This window comes from Mesorhizobium sp. M8A.F.Ca.ET.165.01.1.1 (genome assembly GCF_004792065.1).
Classification (GTDB): domain Bacteria; phylum Pseudomonadota; class Alphaproteobacteria; order Rhizobiales; family Rhizobiaceae; genus Mesorhizobium.
Genome location: NZ_SRTH01000002.1, coordinates 250,611 through 274,322, shown reverse-complemented (window position 1 = coordinate 274,322; position 23,712 = coordinate 250,611). Strand labels below are relative to the sequence as shown.

General features: G+C 61.9%; 26 protein-coding genes and 1 pseudogene. 7 read left to right on the top strand and 20 right to left on the bottom strand.

Going from position 1 to position 23,712, the window contains the following annotated elements:
* Positions 1-47: 47 nt before the first annotated feature.
* From EN808_RS05880 to EN808_RS36210, 6 genes are all read right to left on the bottom strand, one after another.
* Complete coding sequence (locus tag EN808_RS05880; protein ID WP_135915355.1) at positions 48-2,168, bottom strand: molybdopterin oxidoreductase family protein; 2,121 nt, start codon at positions 2,166-2,168, stop codon at positions 48-50.
* Between the two features lie 238 nt (positions 2,169-2,406).
* The gene (locus EN808_RS05875) at positions 2,407-4,284 is read right to left on the bottom strand and encodes an ABC-F family ATP-binding cassette domain-containing protein (RefSeq protein WP_135915354.1); all 1,878 of its coding nucleotides are present in this window, start codon (positions 4,282-4,284) and stop codon (positions 2,407-2,409) included.
* Between the two features lie 136 nt (positions 4,285-4,420).
* On the bottom strand, positions 4,421-4,873 hold the full coding sequence (locus EN808_RS05870; RefSeq protein WP_127871458.1) for a MucR family transcriptional regulator: 453 nt from the start codon (positions 4,871-4,873) through the stop codon (positions 4,421-4,423).
* Between the two features lie 162 nt (positions 4,874-5,035).
* Positions 5,036-5,239, bottom strand: coding sequence for a hypothetical protein (locus EN808_RS05865; RefSeq protein WP_135915353.1), 204 nt, complete (start codon positions 5,237-5,239; stop codon positions 5,036-5,038).
* Positions 5,232-6,158, bottom strand: a complete 927-nt coding sequence (locus EN808_RS05860; protein ID WP_135915352.1) for a DMT family transporter — start codon at positions 6,156-6,158, stop codon at positions 5,232-5,234. The genes EN808_RS05865 and EN808_RS05860 overlap by 8 nt, the downstream gene beginning before the upstream one ends.
* Positions 6,159-6,203: 45 nt before the next feature.
* Entirely contained in the window at positions 6,204-7,037 is an 834-nt protein-coding gene (locus EN808_RS36210) for a hypothetical protein (protein ID WP_189343622.1), read from the bottom strand.
* Between the two features lie 112 nt (positions 7,038-7,149).
* Between EN808_RS36210 and EN808_RS05845 the strand changes: the two genes are divergently transcribed.
* Together EN808_RS05845 and EN808_RS05840 are read left to right on the top strand one after the other, a co-directional pair.
* A complete protein-coding gene (locus EN808_RS05845) occupies positions 7,150-8,109 on the top strand; it encodes a LysR substrate-binding domain-containing protein (RefSeq protein ID WP_127279521.1) in 960 nt (319 codons plus the stop codon).
* A gap of 95 nt (positions 8,110-8,204) precedes the next feature.
* Positions 8,205-8,768 carry a GNAT family protein gene (locus EN808_RS05840; RefSeq protein WP_245512023.1) on the top strand — a complete coding sequence of 188 codons (564 nt, stop codon included), beginning with the start codon at positions 8,205-8,207 and terminating at the stop codon, positions 8,766-8,768.
* 46 nt (positions 8,769-8,814) lie between these two features.
* Here EN808_RS05840 and EN808_RS05835 read toward each other — a convergent pair whose 3' ends face one another.
* Positions 8,815-9,327, bottom strand: coding sequence for a DinB family protein (locus tag EN808_RS05835; protein ID WP_127279523.1), 513 nt, complete (start codon positions 9,325-9,327; stop codon positions 8,815-8,817).
* 66 nt (positions 9,328-9,393) lie between these two features.
* Between EN808_RS05835 and EN808_RS05830 the strand changes: the two genes are divergently transcribed.
* Positions 9,394-10,086: a glutathione S-transferase family protein gene (locus EN808_RS05830; RefSeq protein WP_135915351.1), complete on the top strand. Its 693-nt coding sequence runs from the start codon at positions 9,394-9,396 to the stop codon at positions 10,084-10,086.
* Between the two features lie 77 nt (positions 10,087-10,163).
* Here EN808_RS05830 and EN808_RS05825 read toward each other — a convergent pair whose 3' ends face one another.
* The gene (locus EN808_RS05825) at positions 10,164-10,412 is read right to left on the bottom strand and encodes a DUF2934 domain-containing protein (RefSeq protein ID WP_135863810.1); all 249 of its coding nucleotides are present in this window, start codon (positions 10,410-10,412) and stop codon (positions 10,164-10,166) included.
* Between the two features lie 280 nt (positions 10,413-10,692).
* Here EN808_RS05825 and ndk point away from each other — a divergent pair, with 280 nt between their 5' ends.
* A complete protein-coding gene (gene ndk / locus EN808_RS05820; protein WP_127279526.1) occupies positions 10,693-11,115 on the top strand; it encodes a nucleoside-diphosphate kinase in 423 nt (140 codons plus the stop codon).
* A 63-nt stretch (positions 11,116-11,178) separates the two neighbouring features.
* On the opposite strand, the gene EN808_RS05815 is transcribed toward ndk, so the two are convergent.
* The 5 genes from EN808_RS05815 to uvrC all read right to left on the bottom strand — a co-directional run bounded on the left by EN808_RS05815 (position 11,179) and on the right by uvrC (position 15,546).
* Positions 11,179-11,943, bottom strand: a complete 765-nt coding sequence (locus EN808_RS05815; protein WP_135863807.1) for a YbaY family lipoprotein — start codon at positions 11,941-11,943, stop codon at positions 11,179-11,181.
* A gap of 78 nt (positions 11,944-12,021) precedes the next feature.
* Complete coding sequence (locus EN808_RS05810) at positions 12,022-12,504, bottom strand: molybdenum cofactor biosynthesis protein MoaE (protein ID WP_127281087.1); 483 nt, start codon at positions 12,502-12,504, stop codon at positions 12,022-12,024.
* Positions 12,505-12,508: 4 nt separating this feature from the next.
* Positions 12,509-12,766: a molybdopterin converting factor subunit 1 gene (moaD, locus tag EN808_RS05805; protein ID WP_127281088.1), complete on the bottom strand. Its 258-nt coding sequence runs from the start codon at positions 12,764-12,766 to the stop codon at positions 12,509-12,511.
* A 1-nt stretch (position 12,767) separates the two neighbouring features.
* Complete coding sequence (gene pgsA, locus EN808_RS05800) at positions 12,768-13,364, bottom strand: CDP-diacylglycerol--glycerol-3-phosphate 3-phosphatidyltransferase (protein ID WP_010915213.1); 597 nt, start codon at positions 13,362-13,364, stop codon at positions 12,768-12,770.
* A 97-nt stretch (positions 13,365-13,461) separates the two neighbouring features.
* Positions 13,462-15,546, bottom strand: a complete 2,085-nt coding sequence (uvrC, locus tag EN808_RS05795; RefSeq protein ID WP_135863805.1) for an excinuclease ABC subunit UvrC — start codon at positions 15,544-15,546, stop codon at positions 13,462-13,464.
* A 417-nt stretch (positions 15,547-15,963) separates the two neighbouring features.
* Here uvrC and EN808_RS05790 point away from each other — a divergent pair, with 417 nt between their 5' ends.
* Positions 15,964-16,488, top strand: coding sequence for a hypothetical protein (locus EN808_RS05790; protein WP_127280667.1), 525 nt, complete (start codon positions 15,964-15,966; stop codon positions 16,486-16,488).
* 363 nt (positions 16,489-16,851) lie between these two features.
* Here the strand turns inward: EN808_RS05790 and EN808_RS05785 are convergent, their stop codons facing one another.
* Positions 16,852-17,616, bottom strand: a complete 765-nt coding sequence (locus EN808_RS05785; RefSeq protein ID WP_135863803.1) for an SDR family oxidoreductase — start codon at positions 17,614-17,616, stop codon at positions 16,852-16,854.
* Positions 17,617-18,028: 412 nt separating this feature from the next.
* Here EN808_RS05785 and EN808_RS05780 point away from each other — a divergent pair, with 412 nt between their 5' ends.
* A complete protein-coding gene (locus tag EN808_RS05780) occupies positions 18,029-18,685 on the top strand; it encodes an outer membrane protein (RefSeq protein ID WP_127280635.1) in 657 nt (218 codons plus the stop codon).
* Positions 18,686-18,750: 65 nt separating this feature from the next.
* On the opposite strand, the gene EN808_RS05775 is transcribed toward EN808_RS05780, so the two are convergent.
* Entirely contained in the window at positions 18,751-19,347 is a 597-nt protein-coding gene (locus tag EN808_RS05775) for a glutathione S-transferase (RefSeq protein WP_127871450.1), read from the bottom strand.
* 433 nt (positions 19,348-19,780) lie between these two features.
* Complete coding sequence (locus EN808_RS05770; protein ID WP_189343621.1) at positions 19,781-20,191, bottom strand: hypothetical protein; 411 nt, start codon at positions 20,189-20,191, stop codon at positions 19,781-19,783.
* Positions 20,192-20,831: 640 nt separating this feature from the next.
* Here EN808_RS05770 and EN808_RS05765 point away from each other — a divergent pair.
* Positions 20,832-21,140: a transcriptional regulator gene (locus tag EN808_RS05765; RefSeq protein WP_127280633.1), complete on the top strand. Its 309-nt coding sequence runs from the start codon at positions 20,832-20,834 to the stop codon at positions 21,138-21,140.
* On the opposite strand, the pseudogene EN808_RS05760 reads toward EN808_RS05765, so the two are convergent.
* From EN808_RS05760 to EN808_RS05745, 4 genes and pseudogenes are all read right to left on the bottom strand, one after another.
* Positions 21,106-21,511, bottom strand: a pseudogene (locus tag EN808_RS05760) (LysE family transporter); the annotation flags it as partial. The gene EN808_RS05765 and the pseudogene EN808_RS05760 overlap by 35 nt on opposite strands.
* Before the next feature lie 160 nt (positions 21,512-21,671).
* Positions 21,672-22,508, bottom strand: a complete 837-nt coding sequence (locus EN808_RS05755; protein ID WP_135915350.1) for a DMT family transporter — start codon at positions 22,506-22,508, stop codon at positions 21,672-21,674.
* Positions 22,505-23,086 (bottom strand): TetR/AcrR family transcriptional regulator, encoded by a 582-nt coding sequence (locus EN808_RS05750; RefSeq protein WP_135915349.1) that lies wholly within the window; start codon positions 23,084-23,086, stop codon positions 22,505-22,507. The genes EN808_RS05755 and EN808_RS05750 overlap by 4 nt, the downstream gene beginning before the upstream one ends.
* 139 nt (positions 23,087-23,225) lie before the next feature.
* Positions 23,226-23,678, bottom strand: coding sequence for a hypothetical protein (locus EN808_RS05745; RefSeq protein ID WP_127871448.1), 453 nt, complete (start codon positions 23,676-23,678; stop codon positions 23,226-23,228).
* Positions 23,679-23,712: the final 34 nt, after the last annotated feature.

Here is a 23,712-nt window from a genome sequence, read left to right as displayed (position 1 = left end):
CTGGTGCTTGGGCCAGAGGTGGAATCGGGATCAGGAAATCTCCGGGGCTAGGCGATCGACTCCTGCGCCCGGCGCAACCACACCTTGTTGTCGTGGAAGGCCGCGCCGCCATAGGGCGCGGGGGCATCGGCGCCGGTCAGCACGTTGATGCCCTCGCCGCGCTCATGCGCGCTGTTCGGCCAGATGCCTTCGGCGATCACGACGCCACGTTTGATGCCGTCGAACAATCTGGCGTGCAGCACCACCTCGCCGCGCATGTTGCCGATCTCGACACGGTCGCCGTCGGCAAGTTCGAGAGCCGCCGCATCGTCGGGATGCAGCAGGAGTTCGGGGCGGCCTTCCTTCGCCCTTGAAACCGGTGTCTCGGAAAAGGTCGAGTTGAGGAAGTTGCGCGCCGGCGAGGTCGTCAGGCGGAACGGATGCGCTTCGTCGGCCACCTCGATCAGGTCGACATGATCGGGAAATTCCGGCAATCGCGCCACCGGGCCGAACAGGCCCATGCTCTTCGGCGGCCGGTTGGGAGCCGCCTGCCCGGTCCAGTCGGCGCGGAAGCGGAATTTGCCGTCCGCATGGCCAAAGCCCCGGATGAAATGCGCGGTTTCGAAATCCGGCTGCAGGTCGACCCACTTCTCTTCCTTCAAGGAATCGAAGCTGCCCAACCCGCGCTTGCCCAGGATGATGTCGATATGTTGCTGCTCGGTGAGGCCAAAGCCCGGCCGATCGGCGACGCCGAGGCGCTGGGCCAGCTGCTCGATGACGAAATGGTTGGTGCGCGGCCCTTCCGGCGGCTCGATCAGCTTGGGGCCGAGCGTGATATGCTGGTTGCCGCCGCCCTTGTAGATGTCGTCATGCTCGACGAACATCGTCGCCGGCAGCACGACATCGGCAATCTTGGCCGTGTCGGTCATGAACTGCTCGTGCACGCAGGTGAACAAATCGTCGCGCAGAAAACCTTGCTTCACCAGCCGCTGCTCGGGCGCGACATTCACCGGATTGGTGTTCTGGATGAGCATGGCCGTCACCGGCGGTCCACCGTAGAGCGCGTCGCTGGCGCCGGTCAGCACCGGGCCGATGCGCGAGTGATCGAGATAGCGGATCGAGGGATCGCGCATTCTTGAGCCTTCCAGCACATCCTGATTGAGCTTGAAGATGCCGGAATTGGAATGGAAGGCGCCGCCGCCCTCATACTGCCAGGCGCCGGTGACCGCGGCGATGCATGACGCCGCATGCATGTTGACGGCGCCGTTGCGCTGGCGCGCAAAGCCGTAGCCGAGCCGGAAATAAGTCTTTTTCGTCGTGCCGACGAGCCGGGCGAAGGCCTCGATCTCGGCGACCGTCAAACCGGTGATATCAGCCGCCCACTCCGGCGTGCGGGTGCGCAGATGCGCTTCAAGGCCCAGAGGGTCGTCGGTGTATCTTTCGAGATAGGCGCGGTCGGCCAGGCCTTCCCTGAACAGGACATGCATGACAGCACAAGCCAGCGCGCCGTCGGTGCCGGGCTTCAGCACCAGGCCCATATCGGCCTGTTTCATCGTGGCGTTTTCATAGACGTCGATGACGGCGATTTTCGCGCCGCGTTCCTTGCGCGCCTTGATGGCGTGGGTCATGACATTGACCTGCGTGACCACCGCATTGGTGCCCCAGATCACGACGCAATCGGATTTGGCCATTTCTCGCGGATCGGGACCGCGCAAGGCGCCCGCCCCCATCATCCAGCCGGTCCAGGCGAGATTGGTGCAGATCGAGCCGAAGAAGCCCGAGTACTTCTTCACATGCCGCAGCCGCTCGATGCCGTCGCGCTGCACCAGCCCCATCGTGCCTGCGTAATAGTAAGGCCAGACCGTCTCCGATCCGTACTTCTCCTCGGCCGCGATGAAATTCTCGGCAACGAGGTCGAGTGCGGCTTCCCAGCTTGCCTCCTGCCAGACGCCCCCGCCCTTGGCGCCCTTGCGCACCAGCGGCTTCAGCAAACGGTCGGGATGATGGACGCGGTCGGCATAGCGGGCGACCTTGGCGCAGACGACCCCGGCCGTATAGGTATTGGACTTGGCGCCATGGACGCGGCCGATGCGGTTGCCGTCAAGCAGTTCGACCTCAAGCGCGCAGGTCGACGGGCAATCATGCGGACAGGCCGAATGGCCAATGCGGAGCTTCGCGTGCTGGTTCATGCCATTTGTCTAGCGGGTTTTGACGGTGGCGTGTAGGGCCAGATGATTAGCCAATCTCCCCCCTTGTGGGGGAGATGTCCGGCAGGACAGAGGGGGGCGCGAAGGATCGCGGCCTATCGAGCCCAATCAATGTGCCACCGAAGTTGGCGATGGTGATTGCAAAGAGACCGGCAGGTTGGCGGGACAGCGCCCCCCTCTGCCCTGCCGGGCATCTCCCCCACGAGGGGGGAGATTAGCTCTACTCCGCCGTTCCTTCCTCATATTCCGCCGACATGGTCAGCCATTTTTCCTCATGGCCGGCCAGCGTCTGGGCAAGCTGCGAGCGTTCCTTGGCGAGCCTGGTCGCCGTCGACGGATCCTTCTCGTAGACCGCCGGGTTGGACAGTTCGTCCTCGATGCCGTCGATGCGTTTGCGGATGCGGTCCATCAGCGCCTCGGTGGCGCGGATTTCCTTGGCCAGCGGCTCGAAGGCGGCGCGGCGTGCTGCCGCGTCGCGGCGGCGATCGGCTTTTGACGCCTTGTCGGCCTCGCGCTTGCTGCGGCGGTCGCCGGAGACGCCGGTCACCAGCGTCTTGTAGTCTTCCAGATCGCCGTCATAGGGATTGACCGCACCATCCTTGACCAGCCACAGCCGGTCGGCCGTCGCCTCCAGCAGATGGCGGTCGTGCGAGATCAGGATGACGGCGCCGGGAAATTCATTCAGCGCATGGATCAGCGATTCGCGGCTGTCGATGTCGAGATGGTTGGTCGGCTCGTCGAGGATAAACAGGTTCGGCCCCTCGAAGGCCGACAGGCCCATCAGAAGGCGCGCCTTCTCACCACCGGAGAGGTCCTTGGCGGGCGTATTCATCTTCTCGGTCGTGAGACCGAACTGGGCGACGCGGCCGCGCACCTTGGATTCCGGCGCCTCGGGCATCAGCCGGCGGACATGCTCATAGGCATTTTCCTCGGGACGCAGATCGTCGAGCTGGTGCTGGGCGAAGATCGCCACCTTCAGCCCGGGCGCCACCGTCATGGTGCCGGTTTCCTGCTTCAGGCGACCCGACAGCAATTTCGCGAAGGTCGACTTGCCGTTGCCATTGGCGCCGAGCAGCGCGATGCGGTCGTCGGCGTCGATGCGCAGCGTCATCTTCTTCAGGATCGGCTGGCCCTCGGTATAGCCGACATTGACGTTGTTCAGCGCAACGATCGGCGAGGCCACCGTCTTCACAGGTTGGGGGAAAGAGAACGGCCGTACCGTGTCGTTGACGATGGCCGAGATCGGCTTCATCTTTTCCAGCGCCTTGATGCGCGACTGTGCCTGTCTTGCCTTGGAGGCCTTTGCGCGAAACCGCTCGACGAAGGATTCCATATGCTTGCGGGCGGCTTCCTGCTTGACCCGGCCCTTTTCCTGCAACTCCTTCTGCTCGGTGTACTGGCGCTCGAACTGGTCGTAACCGCCGCGCCAGAAGGTCAGCTTCTTCTGGTCGAGATGAACGATCGAGTTGACGGCGCGGTTGAGCAGATCGCGATCATGCGAGATCAGGAGCACGGTGTGCGGATACTTTGAGACGTAGTTTTCCAGCCAAAGCGTGCCTTCGAGGTCGAGATAATTGGTCGGCTCGTCGAGCAGCAGGAGATCCGGCTCGGAAAACAACACGGCGGCCAACGCCACGCGCATACGCCAGCCGCCGGAGAAGGACGAGGCCGGACGGCGCTGCGCGGCGTCGTCGAAGCCGAGGCCGGCGAGAATGGTGGCCGCGCGCGACTCGGCCGAATGAGCGTCGATGTCGGCCAGCCGCATGTGGATGTCTGCGATGCGGTGCGGATCGGTCGCCGTCTTTTCCTCTTCGAGCAGCGCCGTGCGTTCGAGATCGGCCTTGAGCACGATCTCGATCAGCGGGTCCTCGGTTCCAGGCGCTTCCTGCGCCACCTGGCCGATGCGCGTATTCTTCGGCAGGCTGATCGAGCCTGTCTCGGAGGGAAAATCGCCTGTTATGGCCTTGAACAGCGTCGTCTTGCCGGTGCCGTTGCGGCCGACGAGACCGGCCTTGGTGCCGGCCGGCAAGGTGAGCGAGGCGTGGTCGAGAAGCAAGCGCCCCGCCATGCGGAGTGAAAGGTCATTGATGATAAGCATGGCCGCGCTTTTGCACTGGACATCAACGCTTCGCAAGACCTTGCGGGCCAGTTGGCCGCACAAGGCCTGGAAACGGCGCGCACAATGCGCCGCCAGAGCAGGCGATCAGTGACCTGCGATACCGGCCAGAAAGGCCTCAGGCAGTGGCCTTGCCACGCTTTGTCGCCTTGGCCACGACCGCCGGCGCAGCGACCGGCTTGCGGCCAAGTCCCGTCGATTTCGCCAGCGCCGACCGGGTCGCCGAGTAATTCGGCGCGACCATCGGATAGTCCGGCGGCAAGCCCCATTTGGCCCGATAGTCATCCGGGCTCAAACCGTAGTCCGTCCTGAGGTGTCGCTTGAGCGACTTGAACTTCTTTCCGTCCTCCAGGCAGATGATGTAGTCGGGAAACACCGACTTTTTCGGATTTACGGCCGGAACAAGGCTCGGGCTTTCCACGACGGCCGCACCAGCCAGCTTTCGGACCGAGGCGCTGACGCTGGCAATCAGGTCAGGCAGGCCGGAAGCCGGAAGCGGATTGTTGCCTACATAGGCCGAGACAATATCGGCGGTCAGCTCGATAACGGTCTTATCCTCGATATTTGACAATTCTTTCACCCTATCTGCGACAAAGTCATCTACCCCAGTAAAGACTTTTGTCGATGTATCTCTTTAACCGCGCCCCCCCAACGGGCCGCCAAATCCCAAAACGAATCAAGACTTGGCATCAACTACTTTTATGAGAAATCGACGTCGTGCAAATTAGAAAATCTAATACTTGGAGGTGGCAGACTTGGCTGGGCGGCTGTCGGCCAATATCTCAAGAATACGCTTCCAGCGGGCACAACGCCCGAAATCCTTCTGTTCAATCGCCTTTTCGGCCTTCATTGCGGCGTAAAGCGGTGCCTCGGCGCCAAATTCCTTGATCAGCCAATGCGCTTCCTGCCTGGCGAGACGTTCATTGTCATCAAACATAGTCTTGCGCCTCCGAACGCTCCAGACCGACCGCGACACAACTGCCGATCACGAGAATGGCTCCGGCAATGGCGGTGGTCGTCAGCCGTTCGCCGGACAACGTCAACAGCAGCGTCGAAGCAATCGGCGTGAGATAGGCGACGACAGCCACCTTGCCGCTGCCTCCGAGCTTCAAGGCGCGTGACCAGAAGTAATAACCCAGCCCCATCGGGCCAGCGCCGAGATAAAGCCCGAGGACCAGATCCACTCCGGTGGGCCAGGCGACGCCTTCGCGAGCGGACCATATAAGCGTCAAGGCGACGCCGACCAGCGACGAGGGCAGCAACAGGCGGTCCGGCGACGTGGCGAGCCGCCCCACCATCACCGAATAGAAAGCCATGCACAGCGCGGACCCGAATGCGGCCGAATAGCCGGCGAGATCACCCTGGAACCAGGTGCGGTCACGCCCTCCCGAAATCACCAGCGCGACGCCGACGAAGCCAAGGGCCGCGGCAATACCCAGCAAGGCCGGACGCCGGGGATTGTCGAAAGCGATCACTGCCGCGGCAACCATCAAGGGCCAGGTGTAGGCCACGAGATTGGCTTCGATCACCGGCATCGAGGCAAAGGCGATATATTGCAGCACCATGGTGCCGACCAGACCGATAAAGCCGACCGCGAGCGGCACCAGCGCGGTGCTTGCCGTGGTCGTCGCGGCTTTCTCGCGGCTCATCGACCGGATGACCGCGAAGACCAGGGCGGCCCCTACAAATTGCAGGAACTGCACCTGCGACACCGGGTGACTGGCCAGCAGGGACTTGCCGACCAGCGCATTTGTCGACCACAACGCCACCGCCCCGGCAGCGAAGACCAGCGCGGATATCGAGCCCGATCCATGCAGAAGGAATCGGCATAGGCCCCTATCTCTGCGTTCGACCATGATCCCGTCCGAAAACCGGTCTCCACTTTTCGGGATCATGGGTCGCTACCATGACTCCCTGGCTCCACCCGGAACCGGCGCTTCGGCGGGGGCCGGCGTCGGATGTTCGGCCTCGAACCGGCGATAGGCCGGCAGCTGGTTTTGCCACACATCTTCGGCCAGCTCGTTGACCCACTCGCGGTCGTGATCGTTGTCGGCGGCAAGGTAGAACATCCTGTTGTCGTCGACATAGGGCTTGGCCACGGAGCGTTGGTTGAGCACCAGCGTGACGCGCTCGCCGAACTGGATCGGCGCCGTACGATGCAGGACGCCGAGGAACTGCCCGAGCGTCGCATAGTTCATCTTGTGATCGATGCGCATGATGCGGTTGCGCGGAATCTCGCGGCCGGATTCGAGGATGGCGCGGCCGGTCTCGGAATCGTCGCAATAGATTTCGAGATGGCCGCCGACCAGCGGATCGCTGATCGACAGCGGAATGAGCTCAGTGACCGGAACGCCGTCGCAATGCCATTCGACGGCGCCATCCCTGGGATTCATGAAGGTAACTGTCGAACCGACGATCGACAGCGGATAGGGCTCCAGCTTCGTGCCCGTCATGTCGGACAGCCGTTCCAAGCGCAACTTGTCGTTCAGCAACTCCTTGATTTCGGGAATGAAACGGTCCGCGCCTGTGATGAAGGTCAGATCGAGGTGCTTGTGCACGGCATGGCTGGCCTTGAGCTTCAGGGCGGCCTCCTCGATCGCGGCAAGCAGAGCCGGATCATAGCCATGCCGATACTGCGCAACGCCGAAGCTCGACACTTTCCAGGCGGTTTCGTGGCCGATAATGGCCTCGCGGCTCATCGCATAGCGCAGTTCGGGTACGGTATGTGCGTTCATTGTACTTCTCCAAGTGGGGGGCAAACACTTGGTTAACAGTCGATTAAATTAGCCCCCCCTGTAAAATTAGGAATGCTAGTGCTACCCTAAGCCCAGCTTAAGGTCGAAAGCCGTGCGTCTGCTCAGTCAGGTCAACCTCAATTCGCTGAAAATCGTGGAGAGTGCTGCGAGGCACGGGAATTTCACGCGTGCCGGCGAAGAGCAGTTCATCACCGCTTCGGCGGTCAGCCAGCGCGTCAAGAGCCTGGAGGACCAGTTGCGCTTCAAGATTTTCCAGCGCGGCGGCAATGCGGTGTCGCTGACACCGGAGGGCGAAACCTATGTCTCGCGCGTTCGTGAGGCGCTGGAGCGGATTGTCGCCGCCAGCATGGAAGCGACCGGGCAATCACAGGAACATGTGCTGAAGATATCGGTGCTGCCGACATTTGCCGCGCGCTGGCTGTTTCCGCGCCTGCCGCTGTTCCAGCAGCAACACCCCGATATCGTGATGCGGGTTTCGACCTCGTACGCGACGCACGAGTTCACGACTTCCGAATTCGATCTCGAAATCCGCTACGGCGACGGCCACTTCAACGGGCTGCCATCCGACTTGTTGTTTCAGGAAGACCTGACACCGGTGTGCAGCCGCAAATTGTTCCACGAGGTTCTCGGCGACAAGCCGGTGTCAAAGGTGACACCGGACGACCTCAAGCACTTCACGCTGCTGCATTCCGACACCTGCACGCAGAACTGGCAATCCTGGCTTGGTTTCGCCGGCGCCAGTTTTGTGCTCAGCGAGACCAAGAGCATCTATTTCGACTCGTGCATGATGTCCTACGAGGCGGCCAATGCCGGAATGGGTTTTGCCGTTGCCAACCGCGCCTATATGGCCAGCGATATCCGCGCCGAGAGGCTGGTCGCTCCCTTTGCCGTACATCATCCGAATACGGCCGGTTGGTACTTCGTCTCGCCGCACAAGGGCCTTGCCGCACGCAAGATGCTGCTGTTCAAGCAATGGGTGATGGCGGAAGCGGCCATGACGCAACGCCAGCTGGACAACGAAATTGCGGGCTTGGCTTCAGAAGCTGTCTGAAAGTCGGATCGGTCCTCATTTGTCGCTCGATGACTGCAGGCAAGAGAAACAGGGATCATCGATTAATGGGCGGCGTCCAATCCAGGCAACCCGCCTTGGTCGGCGATATCGTTGAACTCAGCCCCCTGCAGCCAGAGCATTCCGCAGCGCTTTTGAGTGCAGCCGCAGATGGCGAGCTATGGAACTTGAAGGCCACCGTGGTTCCAGGGCCAGACGCGATCGATGATTATATTGCCAATGCCCTGGCTGGACGACAGGCCGGGACTGTCATGCCATACGCAATCGTCCTCCGCGCCACGGGCTTGATTTGCGGTAGTACGCGGTTCTGGAAAATCGACCGCGCGAACAGAAAATTGGAGATTGGGCACACGTGGCTCGGCAGTTCGGTCCAGCGATCGGGGGTTAATACCGAGGCTAAATATCTTCTCCTGATTCAGGCATTTGAGGTCATGAACTGTGTCCGCGTGCAATTCACCACCGACGAACTCAACGACGCGTCGAGAGCGGCCATTTTGAGAATAGGAGCAAAACAGGAAGGAATCGTTCGCAATGAACGGATCATGCCGGACGGCCGGAAACGCAATTCCGTCCGGTTCAGCATTATTGATTCCGAGTGGCCGGACGTAAAAGCCATGCTACGGCAAAAAATGCGGCGATAGTCCGCGCCAAACGCTCGCCCCGAATTCAAAACGAAAACCATGTGGATCAGGCGAAAGCCCTTCCCTCCTCGGTGCGCTGGAAATGCGCCAGATCGAGCGGCACGGAGGGGCGGCCCAGAACTGTCAGGATCATATGCGCCTGGCCGCGGTGATGGGTCTGGTGGTTGAAGACATGAGCCAGCGCCGGCGCCAGGCGCTGCGAGACGGTGCGCATATCCGAAACGGTCATATAGGTGAAGCGACCCGACAGCGCTTTGTCGTCCAGGCCGCCGAGCCAGTCGATCATCCGCCGGTCCTCCGCCTCGCGCGCGGTTCTCAAGACGGGCAAGGCCCGGTGCAATATGGCGTCCAATGTCGTCGGCGCGATGCCTTCGCCGGTGAAGCGCTTCATCCAGATGCGATCGGCGGCGAGCAGGTGGTTGAGCGTGCCCATCAGCGAACCGAAGAAAGCGCCGACGTCGCGATTGAATTCCTCATCGTTCAGATCGTCGGCGGCATCATAGATGCGGCCATTGGCCCATTGATTGTAGGCCGCAAACATCATGAAGTGCTGTTTCATCTTTTCTCCCGCCGCGCCCGTTTCGGGTTTCGGGGCGATACCTAGACCGCGAAGGGGCCGACGCCAATGACCATTCTGCTTTACGACCTGGTCGGACATGACGAGAGCCGCCCGTTCAGTCCGCATTGCTGGAAGGCAACGATGGCGCTGGCCCACAAGGGACTTGATATCTCGACCGCGCCGACGCGTTTTCTCGAAGTGCCGGCCATTGAAGGCGGTGTCTCAAAAACCGTTCCGGTCATCCGCGATGGCGACAAGGTCGTCATCGATTCCTTCGCCATCGCGCTCTATCTCGATGAGACCTATCCGGATCGCCCGACGCTGTTTGGCGGCGAAGGCGGCAAGGCGATGGCGCGCTTCATCGAACGCTGGTCGCAATTGACCATCCACCCTTATGTTACCACCGCGGCGCTCGTTGACCTTCATGCCATGCAAGACGAAGAGAACGCCTCGTATTTCCGCCAGAGCCGGGAGCAGCGCTTCGGCAAGCGGCTGGAGGACGTCGCCGCCGCACGCGACGCCGGCCTGGCAACCTTCCGGGCAGCGCTGGAGCCGCTGCGCTGCATGTTGAGCTACCAGCCTTTCATCGGCGGCGCCTCGCCGCTGTTTGCCGACTATATCGTCTTCGGCGCGCTGCAATGGGCACGCATCGCCACGCCTTACAAATTGCTCGACGACAGCGACGTGGTGGCGCAATGGTTCACCCGCTGCCTCGATCTGCATGGCGGGCTCGGACGAACGGTTGCGGCGGCGGCGTGACGGCCGCAAGCGCGCGCCCTGCCCGCAAGGCAAGCGCCGTCAAACTGTCGCGAAAATCGGCGGCGGAACAGCTGGCCTTACTTGGCCGCCTTCTTTGGCTTGCTGGCTTTCGCGGCGGCCTTTTCCTTGGGAGCGGCTTTTGCCTTGCCGGCGCCAGATGCCTTCCTGGCTGGCTTCTTGGCCGCCAACCCCGCGTCCTCCCGATCGATGTCGGCGGCCGCCTGTTGCCAATGGCGCTCGTGGTGACCGGCCGGTTGGCCTTCTTCCTGCCAGATCTGATGGGCGCGGTTGCGAATGCGCTCCTGACGATCGTCTGTCATGGTCATATTGTCTCCATGCGGGCCGACTTCAGCGCGGCGCCGACCGGACGACTATAGCAAGCAAACCGTTGCTTTACAGCCGTCTGATCCAGCCTGCCCGCAGCGACCAGCCACGGAAGCGCTGGCCGTTCGACGCTCGCTGTCGCTCCGGGCGTTCGTCGCTCGCAAAGCCAAGCAATTGCCTTTCCGCTCGCCGCGCGGACCCGCTCCTCACCCTCTTGGCAATAAGCCGGGCGGCTTGTATAGAGCCCGCCACTCTCAATTCAAATTCAGACAAGGACGACCCATGGCGCTCGAACGCACCTTCTCCATGATCAAGCCCGACGCAACGCGGCGCAACCTCACCGGCGCCATCACCAAGATGCTCGAAGACGCCGGTCTGCGCGTCATCGCCTCGCGCCGCGTTTGGATGAGCCGCCGCGAGGCGGAAGGCTTCTACGCCGTCCACAAGGAGCGGCCGTTCTTCGGCGAGCTGGTGGAATCCATGTCCTCGGGCCCGACCATCGTGCAGGTCCTTGAAGGCGAGAGCGCCATTACCAAGAACCGCGACGTGATGGGCGCCACCAACCCGGCCAACGCCGCCGAAGGTACCATCCGCAAGGTGCATGCGCTGTCGATCGGCGAGAACTCGGTGCACGGCTCCGACGCGCCGGAAACCGCCGCGCAGGAAATCAAGTACTGGTTCTCGGACACCGAAATCGTCGGCTGAGCCGACGGCATCAAATCCGATCTGGAAGGCCGGCGTTCAGCCGGCCTTTTTTCTGGAGTGCAATCAGCTCGCGGCGCTGAAGCGCAGGATTTCGCGCCCGTCCTTGTCTGAGATGGTGAGCTTGCCGGCATCGACCTTGTATGATGCCGCCTTGGCCAACGCATCGAACAGGGCTTTTTCCTCGGCCATCACATCGGGCGCGCAAGCTTTGTAAGTCGAACCGATATCGCCGATCCCGATCGCCTGGCCGTCGACCTTCGCCGTGGCAAAATAGGTGTTGCAGGGACCGCTGCCACCGGCCTTGCCGGCCTCGCTGACCCTGAAGGTCGCCTGCGGCGCGGTGATGGCGCCAATGCCATCGACATAATCGACCACCCAGAGCTGATCAAAGATGGAAGCCGCCGTTTCCTTGCTGGGCGTAACCATCTTCAGCATGATGGTCTGCGGCGCGTCGGTCAGCGGATCGAACTGATGGCGCACATCGGAGATGAACATCAGCCTTCCGTCCGCGGTGATCCGGGCCTGCAGCGCGTAGGTCATTTGCGGCCGGATGACGGAGGAGTCGAATTTTATCTCGAAGCTGATCGGCACCTGTCCGGCGGGCTTGATCTTCTGTTGCCCGATGATCTTGGCCGGCGCCTCGGCCAACGAGACGTCGGCGAGCTCGACCGAAAGCACGGCGCTGGGCGGCAACGCTATGCGCTCGCGATAGATCACTTCCCCCCTCACCGCCTTTTCCGCGGCAACGGACAGCTCCGGCACCGCCAGGATACCGACGACCAGCGGCACCAAGCCAAAGACGAAGAATTCGGCGATCCTGTCCAGCATGACCGTATCCCTTGCCCAAATCAGTCACGTGACCAGTTGGCAGAAGGATTGCGGTCGTTCCGTGACGCCTGCACGGTATTATTCGGACGGCGGTCGCTTCCAGCGCCGGGCTGCCTGGGCGTCGGTTTCCTTAGCCTCGACCCAGCCCCCCTCGGAGCCGTCGGTGCGATGTTCCTTCTTCCAGAAGGGGGCACGCGACTTGAGGTAGTCCATGAGGAAGTCCGCCGCCTCGAATGCCGCCTGGCGGTGCGCCGAAGCGGCCACCACCAGGACGATGTTGTCCCCCGGCGCGATCTTGCCATGGCGATGTATGACGGTGAGGCCTTGCAGCGGCCAGCGCTCGGTGGCTTCGGCAGCGATACGCCCGATCTCGGCTTCAGCCATGCCGGGATAGTGCTCGAGTTCGAGTGCCGAGAGCGCGCCCTGCTCATCGCGGCACAGGCCGGAGAAGGTGACCACCGCGCCAATGTCGGCGCGGCCTTGCGTCAGCCCGGCGATCTCGGCGGCAACGTCGAAATCCTGGCGCTGGATGCGCACGGTCGGCACCAGGACGGCCGACATGATGTCAGCCTCCGGTCATCGGCGGGAACAGCGCGATCTCGCGTGCACCCGATATCTTCTCGCGATGGTCGACATGTTCCTGGTTGATGGCGACGCGGATCACATCGGGATATTGCAGCGCGTGTTGGTAACCTTCGCCGCGCGATTGCAGCCAGCGCAAGAGGTCGGCGACCGTCTCGATGCCGGCGGGCAATTCGACATCTTCTTCCGATGTGCCGATACGTTCGCGAACCCAGGCGAAATAGATGAGACGGGTCGTCATCTCACTCGTCCATGATGTGCTTGAGGCCGGCGCGGAAATAGTCGTAGCCGGTGTAGAGCGTCACGAGGGCCGCGATCCACAGCAGCACCAGGCCGGTCTGCGTGGTCAGCGGAAAGATCTTGTCACCGGCCGGTCCCGCCAGGAGGAAGGCGATGGCGACCATCTGGATGGTGGTCTTCCACTTGGCAAGCTGCGTCACTGGCACCGAGACCTTGAGTGCCGCCAGATATTCGCGCAGGCCCGAGACCAGGATTTCGCGACACAGGATGATGATCGCCGCCCACAGCGACCAGCCGGCGATCCCGGCGTGACGGTCGGTGTCAGCCGCAAGCAGCAAGAGGCACGTGGCGACCAGCAGCTTGTCGGCGATCGGATCGAGCATCTTGCCGATGTTGGAGGTCTGCTGCCAGGCACGCGCAAAATAGCCGTCGAAATAATCGGTGACGGACGCCAGCAGGAAAATGACCAGCGCCGACCAGCGAGCGAAGTCGCTCGATTTCAGATGGCCCTCCAGAAAAAAGCACAGCACGACCAGCGGCACCGCGATGATGCGGGCGTAGGTCAACATGTTAGGCAGGTTAAACGCGCGCTGGGCCATGTCTGGTGGACTCTTTCTGCCTGCGTACTCAAATCAGAAGCGGATGTAGGGGGTCAACAGGCCAGATTCGACTGGCCAGATGAAAGTGGCGATTTTTTCAACTCTCGTGGAAGTGGTTGTAGACCAGTTTCGCCACCTGTTCGGAGATGCCGTCGACCTTCCTCAGATCCTCCACCGCGGCCCGGCTGACCGCCTTGGCGGTGCCGAAATGCAAGAGAAGCGCGCGCTTGCGGCCGGGACCGATGCCGACGATTTCGTCGAGCGGGCTCTTGACCATTTCCTTCTTGCGGCGGGCCCGGTGCGAACCGATGGCGAAACGGTGGACCTCGTCGCGCAGGCGTTGGACGAAATAGAGCACGGGATCGCGCACGGGCAGCGAAAACGAGTCTCTGCCCTTGACGAAGAAGCGCTCGCGGCCTGCATCGCGGTCCTGCCCCTTGGCGATGCCGATGGCGACGACGCGGTCCTCGATGCCGAGATCGGAAAGGATCTTGCGCACCGCCGTCATCTGGCCCTGGCCACCGTCGATCAGGATGACGTCGGGCCAGGCAGGGAAGCTTCCGGAGATATCGTCTTCGATATCGTCGCCCGCCTCGACTGCCGCTGCCTCGCCCCCTGCCGCATCGTCGGCAAGGACAACATCGCCATGCTCCTTGAGCAATCGCGAAAATCGCCGCTCCATCACTTCGCGCATCATACCGAAATCGTCGCCCGGCGTGATCTCCGTCGAGCGTATGTTGAATTTCCGGTACTGGTTCTTCACAAAGCCTTCCGGCCCCGCGACGACCATGGCGCCGACGGCGTTGGTGCCCATGATGTGCGAGTTGTCGTAGATCTCGATGCGCACCGGCGGCTTTGACAGGCCGAAGGTCTCGGCGAAACCGGCAAGCAGCCGCGCTTGCGTCGAGGTCTCGGCCAGCCGGCGGCCAAGCGCCTCACGCGCATTCTGCAAGGCGTTTTCGGTCAGGTCCTTTTTCTCGCCGCGCTGCGGCACCGAGATCGTCACCTTGCGGCCGGCGCGGGTCGAGAGCGCCTCGGCCAGCAGTTCCTGGTCCTCGACGGTCTGCGACAAGAGGATGGCACGCGGTGTCGGCTTGTCGTCATAGAACTGCGCCAGGAACGAGCCCAGCACTTCCGATCCCTCCAGCGCCGGATCGGCCTTTGGGAAATAGGCGCGGTTGCCCCAGTTCTGGCCGGTGCGGAAGAAGAACACCTGGATGCAGACCTGGCCGCCTTCCTGGTGGATGGCGAACACATCGGCCTCGTCGACGGTCGCCGGGTTGATGCCCTGATGGCTCTGCACGTGCGACAAGGCCGCCAGCCGGTCGCGATAGATGGCGGCTCGCTCGAAATCGAGGTCTTGCGAAGCCTGCTGCATGGCAGCCGAAATCTCGGTCTTCACCTTCTGGCTGCGGCCGGACAAAAAATCCTTCGCTTCGTCGACAAGCTCGGCATAACCCTCATGCGAGATTTCGCCGGTGCACGGACCGGCGCAGCGCTTGATCTGGTAGAGCAGGCATGGCCGCGTGCGGTTCTCATAGAAGGAATTGGTGCAGCTTCTGAGCAGAAAGGCGCGCTGCAGCGAATTGATGGTGCGGCCAACGGCACCGGCCGAGGCAAAGGGGCCGAAATAGTCGCCCTTGCGCGACCGCGCGCCGCGATGCTTGTAGATGCCGGGCGAGACATGGTCGCCGGTCAAAAGGATATACGGAAACGACTTGTCGTCCCGCATCAGCACATTGAATCGCGGCCGCAAACGCTTGATGAGATTGGCTTCGAGCAGCAGCGCCTCGATCTCGGTGCGGGTGACGACGAACTCCATCGTCGACGTCTCGCGCACCATGCGGCCGATGCGGTTGGTGTGGAATCTGCCTTGCGCGTAGTTGGTGACACGCTTCTTCAGGCTGCGCGCCTTGCCGACATAAAGCACGTCGCCGGCGGCGTTCATCATCCGGTAGACGCCGGGCGCATTGGGCAGCCGCTTGACCAGCGTCTGGATCACCTCGGCACCCACCATGCCTTCGGCATCGCCGGCATGCGGCGTCCAGTCGATTGCCGTGAACGCCACATCCGGGCCGACCGGTTCGACGATCTCCTCGATCGCCTCATCCTCGAGGTCGATTTCAGGAGGCAAATCATCGGCGCCGCCACGCGGCTTGCTCTTGTGGTCTAAGGGACTCATTCCTTCATGCCTGTCACATCCGGCGCCCAATAGGACACGCCCGAACTACTCGCCGTTTCAAATCTTTACAGCGACCGAACCGGTTTCTCCGGGACTAATTCCTGGGCTTTCCTTCACGGGTTTATCACAGCCTCCCTTCCGGGACACCGCCGCCAGATCGTCATGCGTGACCTGGGCATATTTCACCGTGGTGTCAATGCTGGAGTGGCGGGACAGTCCTTGGAACGACTGTAGGTTGCCTCTCCCGGCGACAGCAGCATTGACCCGATACCGCAAATTAATGACCGAGTTAAACCACCTCGGACGAACCGAGCGGTTGGCCAGCGCTCCTCCCCTAGGTCCAACTATCCAGGCATGGGGCAGCCGACTACGATGCCCAAGTGATAGATACTTCAACTTACTCACGAGGGAAATGTTATGCGAAAGTTCATGACGCTCATCGCGGTCACGTCGGTAGCTCTTTCGTCTGCGATGGCTGCCTATGCCCAGACAGAGAATCCCCTCCCAAAGGCCAGCGATGTCCTGGTCAAATATGGAGACGTCCAAGGCTGGACAGTTTACACCAATCAAACCCGCGGCGATTGCTTGCTCGTCCACTCGGACGGCCCAAGTTCGGTTCAAATGGGTGTTACCGCGAATCGGGAAGTCGGGTATCTTGGCGTGTTCACGACGGTGGATATCGGCCTCCAGAACGGGAAGCAGTCGGATATCTTCGTTTCTATCGACGGCCATCTCTACAAGGGAGTGGCCACCACCACGAACGGAATACTCAAGGGCGGATATTCTGGCGGCTACATCTTGACCGACGACCCGAAATTCAAGCGTGACGTGGCGAAGAGATATAAAATGATCGTGTTTCCTGAGACCAAGGGAGCCTTTGTCGTCGATCTGAAGGGGACTTACAAAGCAATGGCAATGGCGCGCAAGTGCCTCAAGCATTGACCGCCGGCCCAGCAATGTTCCACCCATCTCGGCCATTGGCTGCTACTGGCTGACTGGACTTTTGAAGCCGGAACCAGCGTATGACGCCTGAGAGCCGGATGTTGACGCGTCCGGTTCAGGGGCAGTCGGGCGTGGGGACACCTGTGACCCCTTCCGTCCAACCGCATATTACGCGGCACCGTGCTTGGGCAAGTGCCGACATTGGCGGCATGCCGGAGCCGCTCAGCGCTGCAGGTCGGGAGTGCTGCCGAACAGCCCCGGGGAGCGCCATCGTCAGAGACTTTTTCCAGAAGCCACAATCGTCGGGACAGCCCGGTTGTGCTTTTAGCCGATCAAATTAGACCCCAACAAGGATTTCGACTGCTATTCCGCCATGCCTGTCACATCGGGCGTCTGCCATGCAAGATGCTGGCCGCCATCGAGCGCGATCATCTGGCCGGTGACCGAGCGCGTCTCCCACAGATAGCGGATGGTGGCGCCGAATTCCGGCAATTCCGGGCCGCGCTTCAGAATCAGGCCGGCGACCTGCGCGTCAAAATCCGAATCGTCCTGGCGCGCGTTCTTCAGCGTCGGGCCCGGCCCGATCGCATTGACGCGGATGCGGGGCCCGAGCGCCTGTGCCAACATCTGCGTCTGGGTCCACAATGCCGATTTCGACAACGCATAGGAAAAATAGCGCGGCGTCGGCCGCCAGACGCGCTGGTCGATGATGTTGACGATCAGCCCCTCCCGCCCCTCCGGCAAGGAACGGGCGAAGGTCTGCGCCAACAGCGCCGGCGTCTTCACATGAATGGCGAAGTGGCGGTCCCAGGCGTGCCAGTCGAAATCTTCCACTGAATCGTCGACGAAGAGCGAAGCATTGTTGACCAGCAGCGAGATCGGGCCCAGCGCGGCTTCCGCCTGGCCGACGAGCTCGCTGACGGCGTCCATGTCGGTCAGATCAGCCGCAACCACGGCGGCGCGGCCGCCCGACCGGTTAATCCCCTCGGCCAGCGCATCCGCCTCATCGTGCGAGCGGTTGGAGTGGATGGCGACCGCAAAACCATGGCTGGCGAGGTCCTCGACGATCGCCTTGCCGATCCGTTTCGCTCCACCGGTCACCAGCGCCACGGCAGTGGCTTTGCTCATCTGTTGTCAATCCTCAATTTCGGCCCGAAAACGCGACGCCGGCGAAATATGGCCCGGCATGCGTTAAATGGTGTTCGCACCTGGGGCAGCATTGTGGCGAAGTGCCCGTTCGGCATGCCGAGCCCTCTTGGACTCGGAACCGCCGGACAGCAATATAGGACGCTGGACTCCTTGCACCAAGCGGTGTGCAGCGCAGCATAAACTGGCTGCTGACATTTCGCTGTTGCGAAGATGCAACGTCAAGGTTCTGCCTCATTCGTGCCGGGGAATGACCCAAGTTCAGGTTCGGTTCAGCCGCATTTTGACACGACATTTGGAACCGACGAACGCCAGACCCGTTTCACCCCCCGGACGGGTTGATGGCGATCGTGAGAAACAAGCCTGTGTCCTGTGGCTTAAGGAGTAAAGAACAATGCAAGCCAATCTCAAATTCGCACGGCCGCTGGCTGTCGCAATCGGGCTCTTCGCCCTCGGTGGTACCGCTTATGCAGCGGACGTCGTTCAGGAAGAGCCGCCGGCACCCGCTCCGGTTGCCGAACTTCCGGTCGCTTCGTGGGCCGGCCCTTATGCCGGTATCAACCTCGGCTACGGCTTCAGCGGCAAGACCAAGGAAAAGGATCTTGGGTTCTCGACCGACACCAAGGGTTTCGACGGCAGTGTCTTCGGCGGTTACCAATGGCAGCAGGAGAACTTCGTGTACGGCGGTGAAGCCGAACTCGGCTACAACGGCGTCAAGGGTGACGACAATGGTATCCACTCCAAGGGTGGCTTCGAAGGTTCGCTGCGTGCCCGTCTGGGCTATGCTGTGACCCCGGAAATCCTGCTCTACGGCACCGGCGGTCTCGCCGGCAGAAGCCTGAAAGTGGAAGATTCCGACCTCCTCGCCAGCGACACCGCTACGATGATCGGCTGGACCGCCGGCGTCGGCACCGACATCAAGCTGACCGACAACGTGTTCGGCCGCGTCGAGTATCGCTACACCGACTTCGGCTCGAAGAGCTTCGACGGTATCGGCAAAGTCAAGGCGACGGACAACCGCGTCACCTTCGGCCTCGGTATGAAGTTCTAAGTCCATCCAAGCCACGACACGAAAAAGCCGGGCCTCGCGCCCGGCTTTTTTATTGCGGGTCGTTTTTAGGCGGGAACCGCCGACTTCAGCTCCGGGAATTTTTCGTCGAAGCGTGCAGCCCAGCGGGTCAACCGGCCGCGGCCCTTTTCCCATTTCCCGGCGAAGCGCAAAGAGAGATAGCCAAGGCAGGCACGCAACGCCATCTGACCGGCCGTGATCTTCTTCGGCAGTTTTGGCGGATTGGCATTGAGCAAATCGAGTGCGGCGGTGATCTTCGCCCACTGGCGGTCAAGCCAGGGTTGATAAACCATTTCGTCGGGCCGGGTGCGGCGCTCATAGACCATCGACAGCGCGCAATCGCAGATACCGTCGGCCAGCGCCTCCAGCACTTCCGCTTCCAGACGCTTGTCGGGATTGCGTGGAAACAACGCGTTCTTCGAAATCCGGTTGAGGTGCTGGGTGATGGCTCGGCTGTCGTGAACAGAACGGCCATCATCGAGCACCAGCACCGGGATCTTGCCGAGCGGATTGGCGCCGATCAGTTCGGCCGGCCTGTCCTCGGTCTTGACCGGCACCTCATCGATGGCGATCCCGGCATAGGCCGCGGCCATCCTTACCTTGGAGCTGTAGGGAGAGGTGGACGCGTAGAGCAGCTTCGGCATGATCGGTTTCCTGTTTGCGGACATCCAGTGTCGACCGCAGGGCTGTTGCGATCAATTGCCAGAGTGCAAAAAAACAGCAGCCAGAAACCGGCCGCGGTTTCCGTCCTGGCATCACCACAAGCCTGAAAGCAGCAGCCTGGAAAGCATCAGCAGGCACGACGGCAAGCCGCTGGAATTCGAACCTGCATTCACACTTCACAGGCGCCCATACTTCAGAGGCGCCAGAAGCCGTGCCGTGACCTTCGCCAACCACGGCAGGAGCGAAAGAGTGGGGCGAGCGAGGCAGCCAACCGGCGCCTCGCTTTGCTTGCCCCTCGGCCCGTTACCGACGCTCAGCCCCGAAGGCTGAACCCGCTGCCGAATATGCTCCTACACAGAACGTCAGAGCGTCCTTGCCGTGTCCCGAAGGACACGTGACGCCCCAACGCTCCGTCTACTTCTTGGCCGGAGCCTTCGCTTTCGCAGGCGCTGCCTTTGCCTTCGGGGCGGCGGCTTTCTTCACCGCCGGCTTGGTTGCGGCTGCTGCTGCTTTCATGGCTGGCCTTGCCGCGGCCTTCGCGGCGGGCTTCGCCGCAGCCTTGGCGGGTGCTGCCTTCTTGGCCGCGGGCTTTGCCGCCGCCTTCGCCGCGGGCTTTGCAGCCGCTTTCGCCGCGGGCTTTGCCGCCGCCTTGGCCGCTGGCTTCTTCGCCGGTGCCGCCTTCGCTGCCGGCTTTGCCGCTGCCTTGGCGGGCGCTGCCTTCTTCACTGCCGGCTTCGCAGCAGCCTTGGCGGGCGCCGGCTTCTTGGCCGGTGCTGCTTTCGCTGCGGGCTTTGCCGCCGCCTTCGCAGGCGCTGCTTTCTTCACTGCCGTAGCGGCCTTCGCCGCGACTGCTTTTGCGGGTGCTTTCTTTGCCGGAGTCTTGGATGCCGGCGCTTTAGATGACTGCTTAGCCATGTCATGCCCCTTCACGTTATGCCGATGGCCGTGAATGACCCCGGCGCGCAATGCATATCTGACTCGCGTCTCGCTAGCCAGCGAAGCAATGGTATGATTTTCTCACCTTAAATTTTGGTTGCGATCGCCACACAATCACACTCATCACCGGAAAAATCCGCGGTTGATCTTCCGACATCGCCAGCAATTCGACATCGGCATTCGCGATGCGAGCTCGCCATCAAGCTCCGAAGATTAGCGAGCAACTTCACGCACGATCTTTGGTCGTGAAGATCATGACTTGCCGTTTCATCGAGGCGATCATCTTTTGCAAGAGAGCGGTCCGTGCGGATCACGAGCGCGATGCGACGCCCGATCTGAAGATCACCTTGTCAAGCATGTTTCGAGCAGCAGCTTTCTGATTGACAGAATACTCTGTATAACAGAGTATTCTGTCACGGAGTCCGATCGCGCCTTCGATTTCGGTCATACAAAGGCAAGTGACACCCGCTGGCAGGGATTGCCGAGTCACACGGCGACAGGCCAAGGCTTTGCCGCATTGGAGCCATTGATGAGCGCCGACGACATTATCCACCAGAGTACGCGTCTCAGGATCATGGCCGTCCTGAACACGCTGGAAAGGCGCGAGGCCTTGGAGTTCACCCAGTTGAAAGCCATGATCGAAGCCACCGACGGCAATCTCGGGGCACATCTCGACACACTGGCCAGAGCTGGCTATGTCGACATTGAAAAACTTTTTGTCGGGCGTCGGCCGCAGACACGGGTCAGCGCCACGACGGCAGGACGGCGGGCCTTTCGCGGTCATATCGCCTTTCTTCGCAAGATCATCGATCAGGCCGAGGCACAACGCAGGAAATAGCCCAGCGACGAAGCGAACATCGGCACGTGGCGACGACCGCGACGCCGGCGCCGATCATCACCCCGCCTGCCGCGCGGTTCACCCGTCGCACGATCCTGGGTGTTCGCAGCAGACTACGAGCGCGGCCGGCGAGAACGACGTGCCCGCCGACCACCACAATTTCGACAGCCAGGATCACCGCGATCAGGATGCCGAGATGCGCTGATGCGAGCGAGGTTCCGACGACGTTCGGCAGCAGCGCCACATAGAACAACGGCATTTTCGGATTGCCGAGATTGTGTGCGACACCCGTGGCGAAGATCGACAACAGCCCCCCGCCCGGAGACAGGTTTCAGCTCCGGCACCACCGGCGCGGCGGTCCAGAGCCTGATGGTGGCAAGGTCCATGGAGGCTCCCGAAAGTGACTTGTTGCTCTCGGGTTTCCGGCCTAGCCGAACCGGCCGTTGCCGGCATCAGAATAATCAGGATCGTCTCGACAATTGTCGATGGCAGCGGCATCGCAGCGTTTGTCGGCGAGCGTGAGCGTCGTCATCACGGCTGGAAGCCGAGACAAATGGCGCCGAGCGCGACGACGGCGCAGGCGCCGACCCGCCGGGGCGTCAGCGTCTCGCCGAGAAACAGCCGACCGATGAAGGCCGCGAAGACGACGCTGGTCTCGCGGATCGCGGTGATCGGACCGGCAGGACCGAGTGCGAAGGCCGCCACCACGACGCCATAGGCCAAAAGCGCGAACAGGCCGCCGCCCAGCGCCTTCCACGTTTCCGGTGCCCGAGCATCGACGGCGAGCCTGCCGCGAAAAGCTACGAAGGTCGACGGCAGCAACAGGCCATAGGCCAGCAGGACCCAGGCGGTGTAGGCGCCGACATTGCCCGCCGCACGAACGCCAATCGCGTCGACCATCGCATAGGCGGCGATGATCGCCCCCGTTGCCAGCGCGTAGAGGATGGATGTCGTGCTGGCTCTTCCTCGTCCGAGCGAAAGGGCCATGATGCCGCCACCGACCAGGGCAACGCCTACGGTTTCCGGAGCGGTGAGATGCTGGCCGGCCAGCAGGAAGCCGCCAAGCGTGACGAGCAGGGGCACGCTGCCGCGAACGATCGGGTAGACCTGCCCCAATTCGCCATATCTGTAGGCGGCCACCAGAAACACGCTGTAGCCGACCTGCAGGCAGGCCGACAGCCCGATATAGGGCCAGGCGGACGTCGCAGGAAAACCGTTGAAGATTGCAAGGGGAAAGGCGAGCGCCGTGCTGGAGAAACTCATGACAGTGACGGTCCACAACCTGTCGGCACCCGTCCGCAGGAAGGCGTTCCAGCTTGCGTGCAGGACCGCCGCGAACAGCGCGAGCCCGATGACCAGCGGGCTCATTGCGGCCTGCGCGAGGCGGCGATGATGTCCAAGGCGGCCTTGCGGGCGTCACGGATGGCGAGGTCCCCCTGCCCCATCTGCGCCATCAGGGTCGCGCCTTCGATCAGCATCAACAGGATCGCCGCCGCGCTCTCGGCCCGCCCGCGCGGCATCACCGGCGCCAGGATCGACTGCATGCGCTGCCTGAGGCCGTCCTTCTGCCTGGCGACGGCCTTGAACACCGGATGCTGGGGATCGCCGAACTCGGCCAAGGCATGGGCAAACAGGCAGCCATGAAAATCCGGCCTGTGGAACCAGCGGCCATGCCAGTCGAATATCTTCGCGATTTTCTGCTCCGGCGTGATGCCCTCCCTGGCGAGCTGGTCGAGCTGGTCGTCAAAACGCCTGGCGCGATAGTCGAGCACTTCGACGATCAGCTCGTCCTTGCTGGGGAAATGGCGATACATCGTCATCTTGGCCACGTCGGCCTCGGCGATGATCCGGTCGATGCCGGTGGCATGGAAGCCGGATCGCTTGAATAGCGCATAGGCCGTTTCGACGACATGCTGGCGTTTGTCGGAGAGAGGCGACGGTGTCATGGCGGCTACCAAGCGATGAGACAGGTCTGTCTCATCACGATGCGACGGAACGCGTCTTCTGTCAACACAGGACATCAAAACGCCTGCGGTCAGTTCAAGCCGCAGGCGCGAAAAAGGATCGGAAAAGGAAGAAACGCGTTCAGCGCAAGACGCGGCAACGGCCGTTATAGACCATCCATCGATCGAAGCCCGAGACGCAGAACTCGACATTGTCGCCGATCGAGGCAAAGCCCTGGCCTTCCTCGATCAGATAGAAGATCGACCGATCCCGGCCATCCGACAGGCTGACGGTTGCCCGGCAATAGTGACGGCCGATCGGCCATTCCTCGCTCGCTTGCTCGTAGCGGTGCTGGCGAATGTCGCGAAAATCGGTGATAGCGACGTCGGGCAGATGCGGCACGTGATGCACCTGATAAGAGAACCGATCCGTGATCTTGCTCAGCACCCATGATTCGCCGCAGACGCTGCCATCGTCTTCAGTATAGACGGCGAGGTCAGCCGCCTTGACCGCCTGGGTGATCCCGAGAGGCGCGGCAAGCGGCGTGCAGAGCGAAATCAGGGCAGCAAGTGCGGATTTGGCGAAGCGAGTCATGGCAGCCTCTCAAGGTCGATTGCACGCACTGTGC

Bases quoted from the DNA above. Each gene is read 5' to 3' on its own strand.
- EN808_RS05780 (WP_127280635.1), top strand. From the start codon at position 18,029: ATGCAAGCCAATCTCAAATTCGCACGGCCGCTGGCTGTCGCAATCGGG.
- EN808_RS05790 (WP_127280667.1), top strand. From the start codon at position 15,964: ATGCGAAAGTTCATGACGCTCATCGCGGTCACGTCGGTAGCTCTTTCG.
- EN808_RS05775 (WP_127871450.1), bottom strand. From the start codon at position 19,347: ATGCCGAAGCTGCTCTACGCGTCCACCTCTCCCTACAGCTCCAAGGTA.
- pgsA (WP_010915213.1), bottom strand. From the start codon at position 13,364: ATGGCCCAGCGCGCGTTTAACCTGCCTAACATGTTGACCTACGCCCGC.
- EN808_RS05880 (WP_135915355.1), bottom strand. From the start codon at position 2,168: ATGAACCAGCACGCGAAGCTCCGCATTGGCCATTCGGCCTGTCCGCAT.
- ndk (WP_127279526.1), top strand. From the start codon at position 10,693: ATGGCGCTCGAACGCACCTTCTCCATGATCAAGCCCGACGCAACGCGG.
- EN808_RS05830 (WP_135915351.1), top strand. From the start codon at position 9,394: ATGACCATTCTGCTTTACGACCTGGTCGGACATGACGAGAGCCGCCCG.
- uvrC (WP_135863805.1), bottom strand. From the start codon at position 15,546: ATGAGTCCCTTAGACCACAAGAGCAAGCCGCGTGGCGGCGCCGATGAT.
- EN808_RS05860 (WP_135915352.1), bottom strand. From the start codon at position 6,158: ATGGTCGAACGCAGAGATAGGGGCCTATGCCGATTCCTTCTGCATGGA.
- EN808_RS36210 (WP_189343622.1), bottom strand. From the start codon at position 7,037: ATGAACGCACATACCGTACCCGAACTGCGCTATGCGATGAGCCGCGAG.
- EN808_RS05825 (WP_135863810.1), bottom strand. From the start codon at position 10,412: ATGACCATGACAGACGATCGTCAGGAGCGCATTCGCAACCGCGCCCAT.
- EN808_RS05875 (WP_135915354.1), bottom strand. From the start codon at position 4,284: ATGCTTATCATCAATGACCTTTCACTCCGCATGGCGGGGCGCTTGCTT.
- EN808_RS05810 (WP_127281087.1), bottom strand. From the start codon at position 12,504: ATGTCGGCCGTCCTGGTGCCGACCGTGCGCATCCAGCGCCAGGATTTC.
- EN808_RS05865 (WP_135915353.1), bottom strand. From the start codon at position 5,239: ATGTTTGATGACAATGAACGTCTCGCCAGGCAGGAAGCGCATTGGCTG.
- EN808_RS05815 (WP_135863807.1), bottom strand. From the start codon at position 11,943: ATGCTGGACAGGATCGCCGAATTCTTCGTCTTTGGCTTGGTGCCGCTG.
- EN808_RS05755 (WP_135915350.1), bottom strand. From the start codon at position 22,508: ATGAGCCCGCTGGTCATCGGGCTCGCGCTGTTCGCGGCGGTCCTGCAC.
- EN808_RS05750 (WP_135915349.1), bottom strand. From the start codon at position 23,086: ATGACACCGTCGCCTCTCTCCGACAAACGCCAGCATGTCGTCGAAACG.
- moaD (WP_127281088.1), bottom strand. From the start codon at position 12,766: ATGACGACCCGTCTCATCTATTTCGCCTGGGTTCGCGAACGTATCGGC.
- EN808_RS05785 (WP_135863803.1), bottom strand. From the start codon at position 17,616: ATGAGCAAAGCCACTGCCGTGGCGCTGGTGACCGGTGGAGCGAAACGG.
- EN808_RS05745 (WP_127871448.1), bottom strand. From the start codon at position 23,678: ATGACTCGCTTCGCCAAATCCGCACTTGCTGCCCTGATTTCGCTCTGC.
- EN808_RS05835 (WP_127279523.1), bottom strand. From the start codon at position 9,327: ATGAAACAGCACTTCATGATGTTTGCGGCCTACAATCAATGGGCCAAT.
- EN808_RS05765 (WP_127280633.1), top strand. From the start codon at position 20,832: ATGAGCGCCGACGACATTATCCACCAGAGTACGCGTCTCAGGATCATG.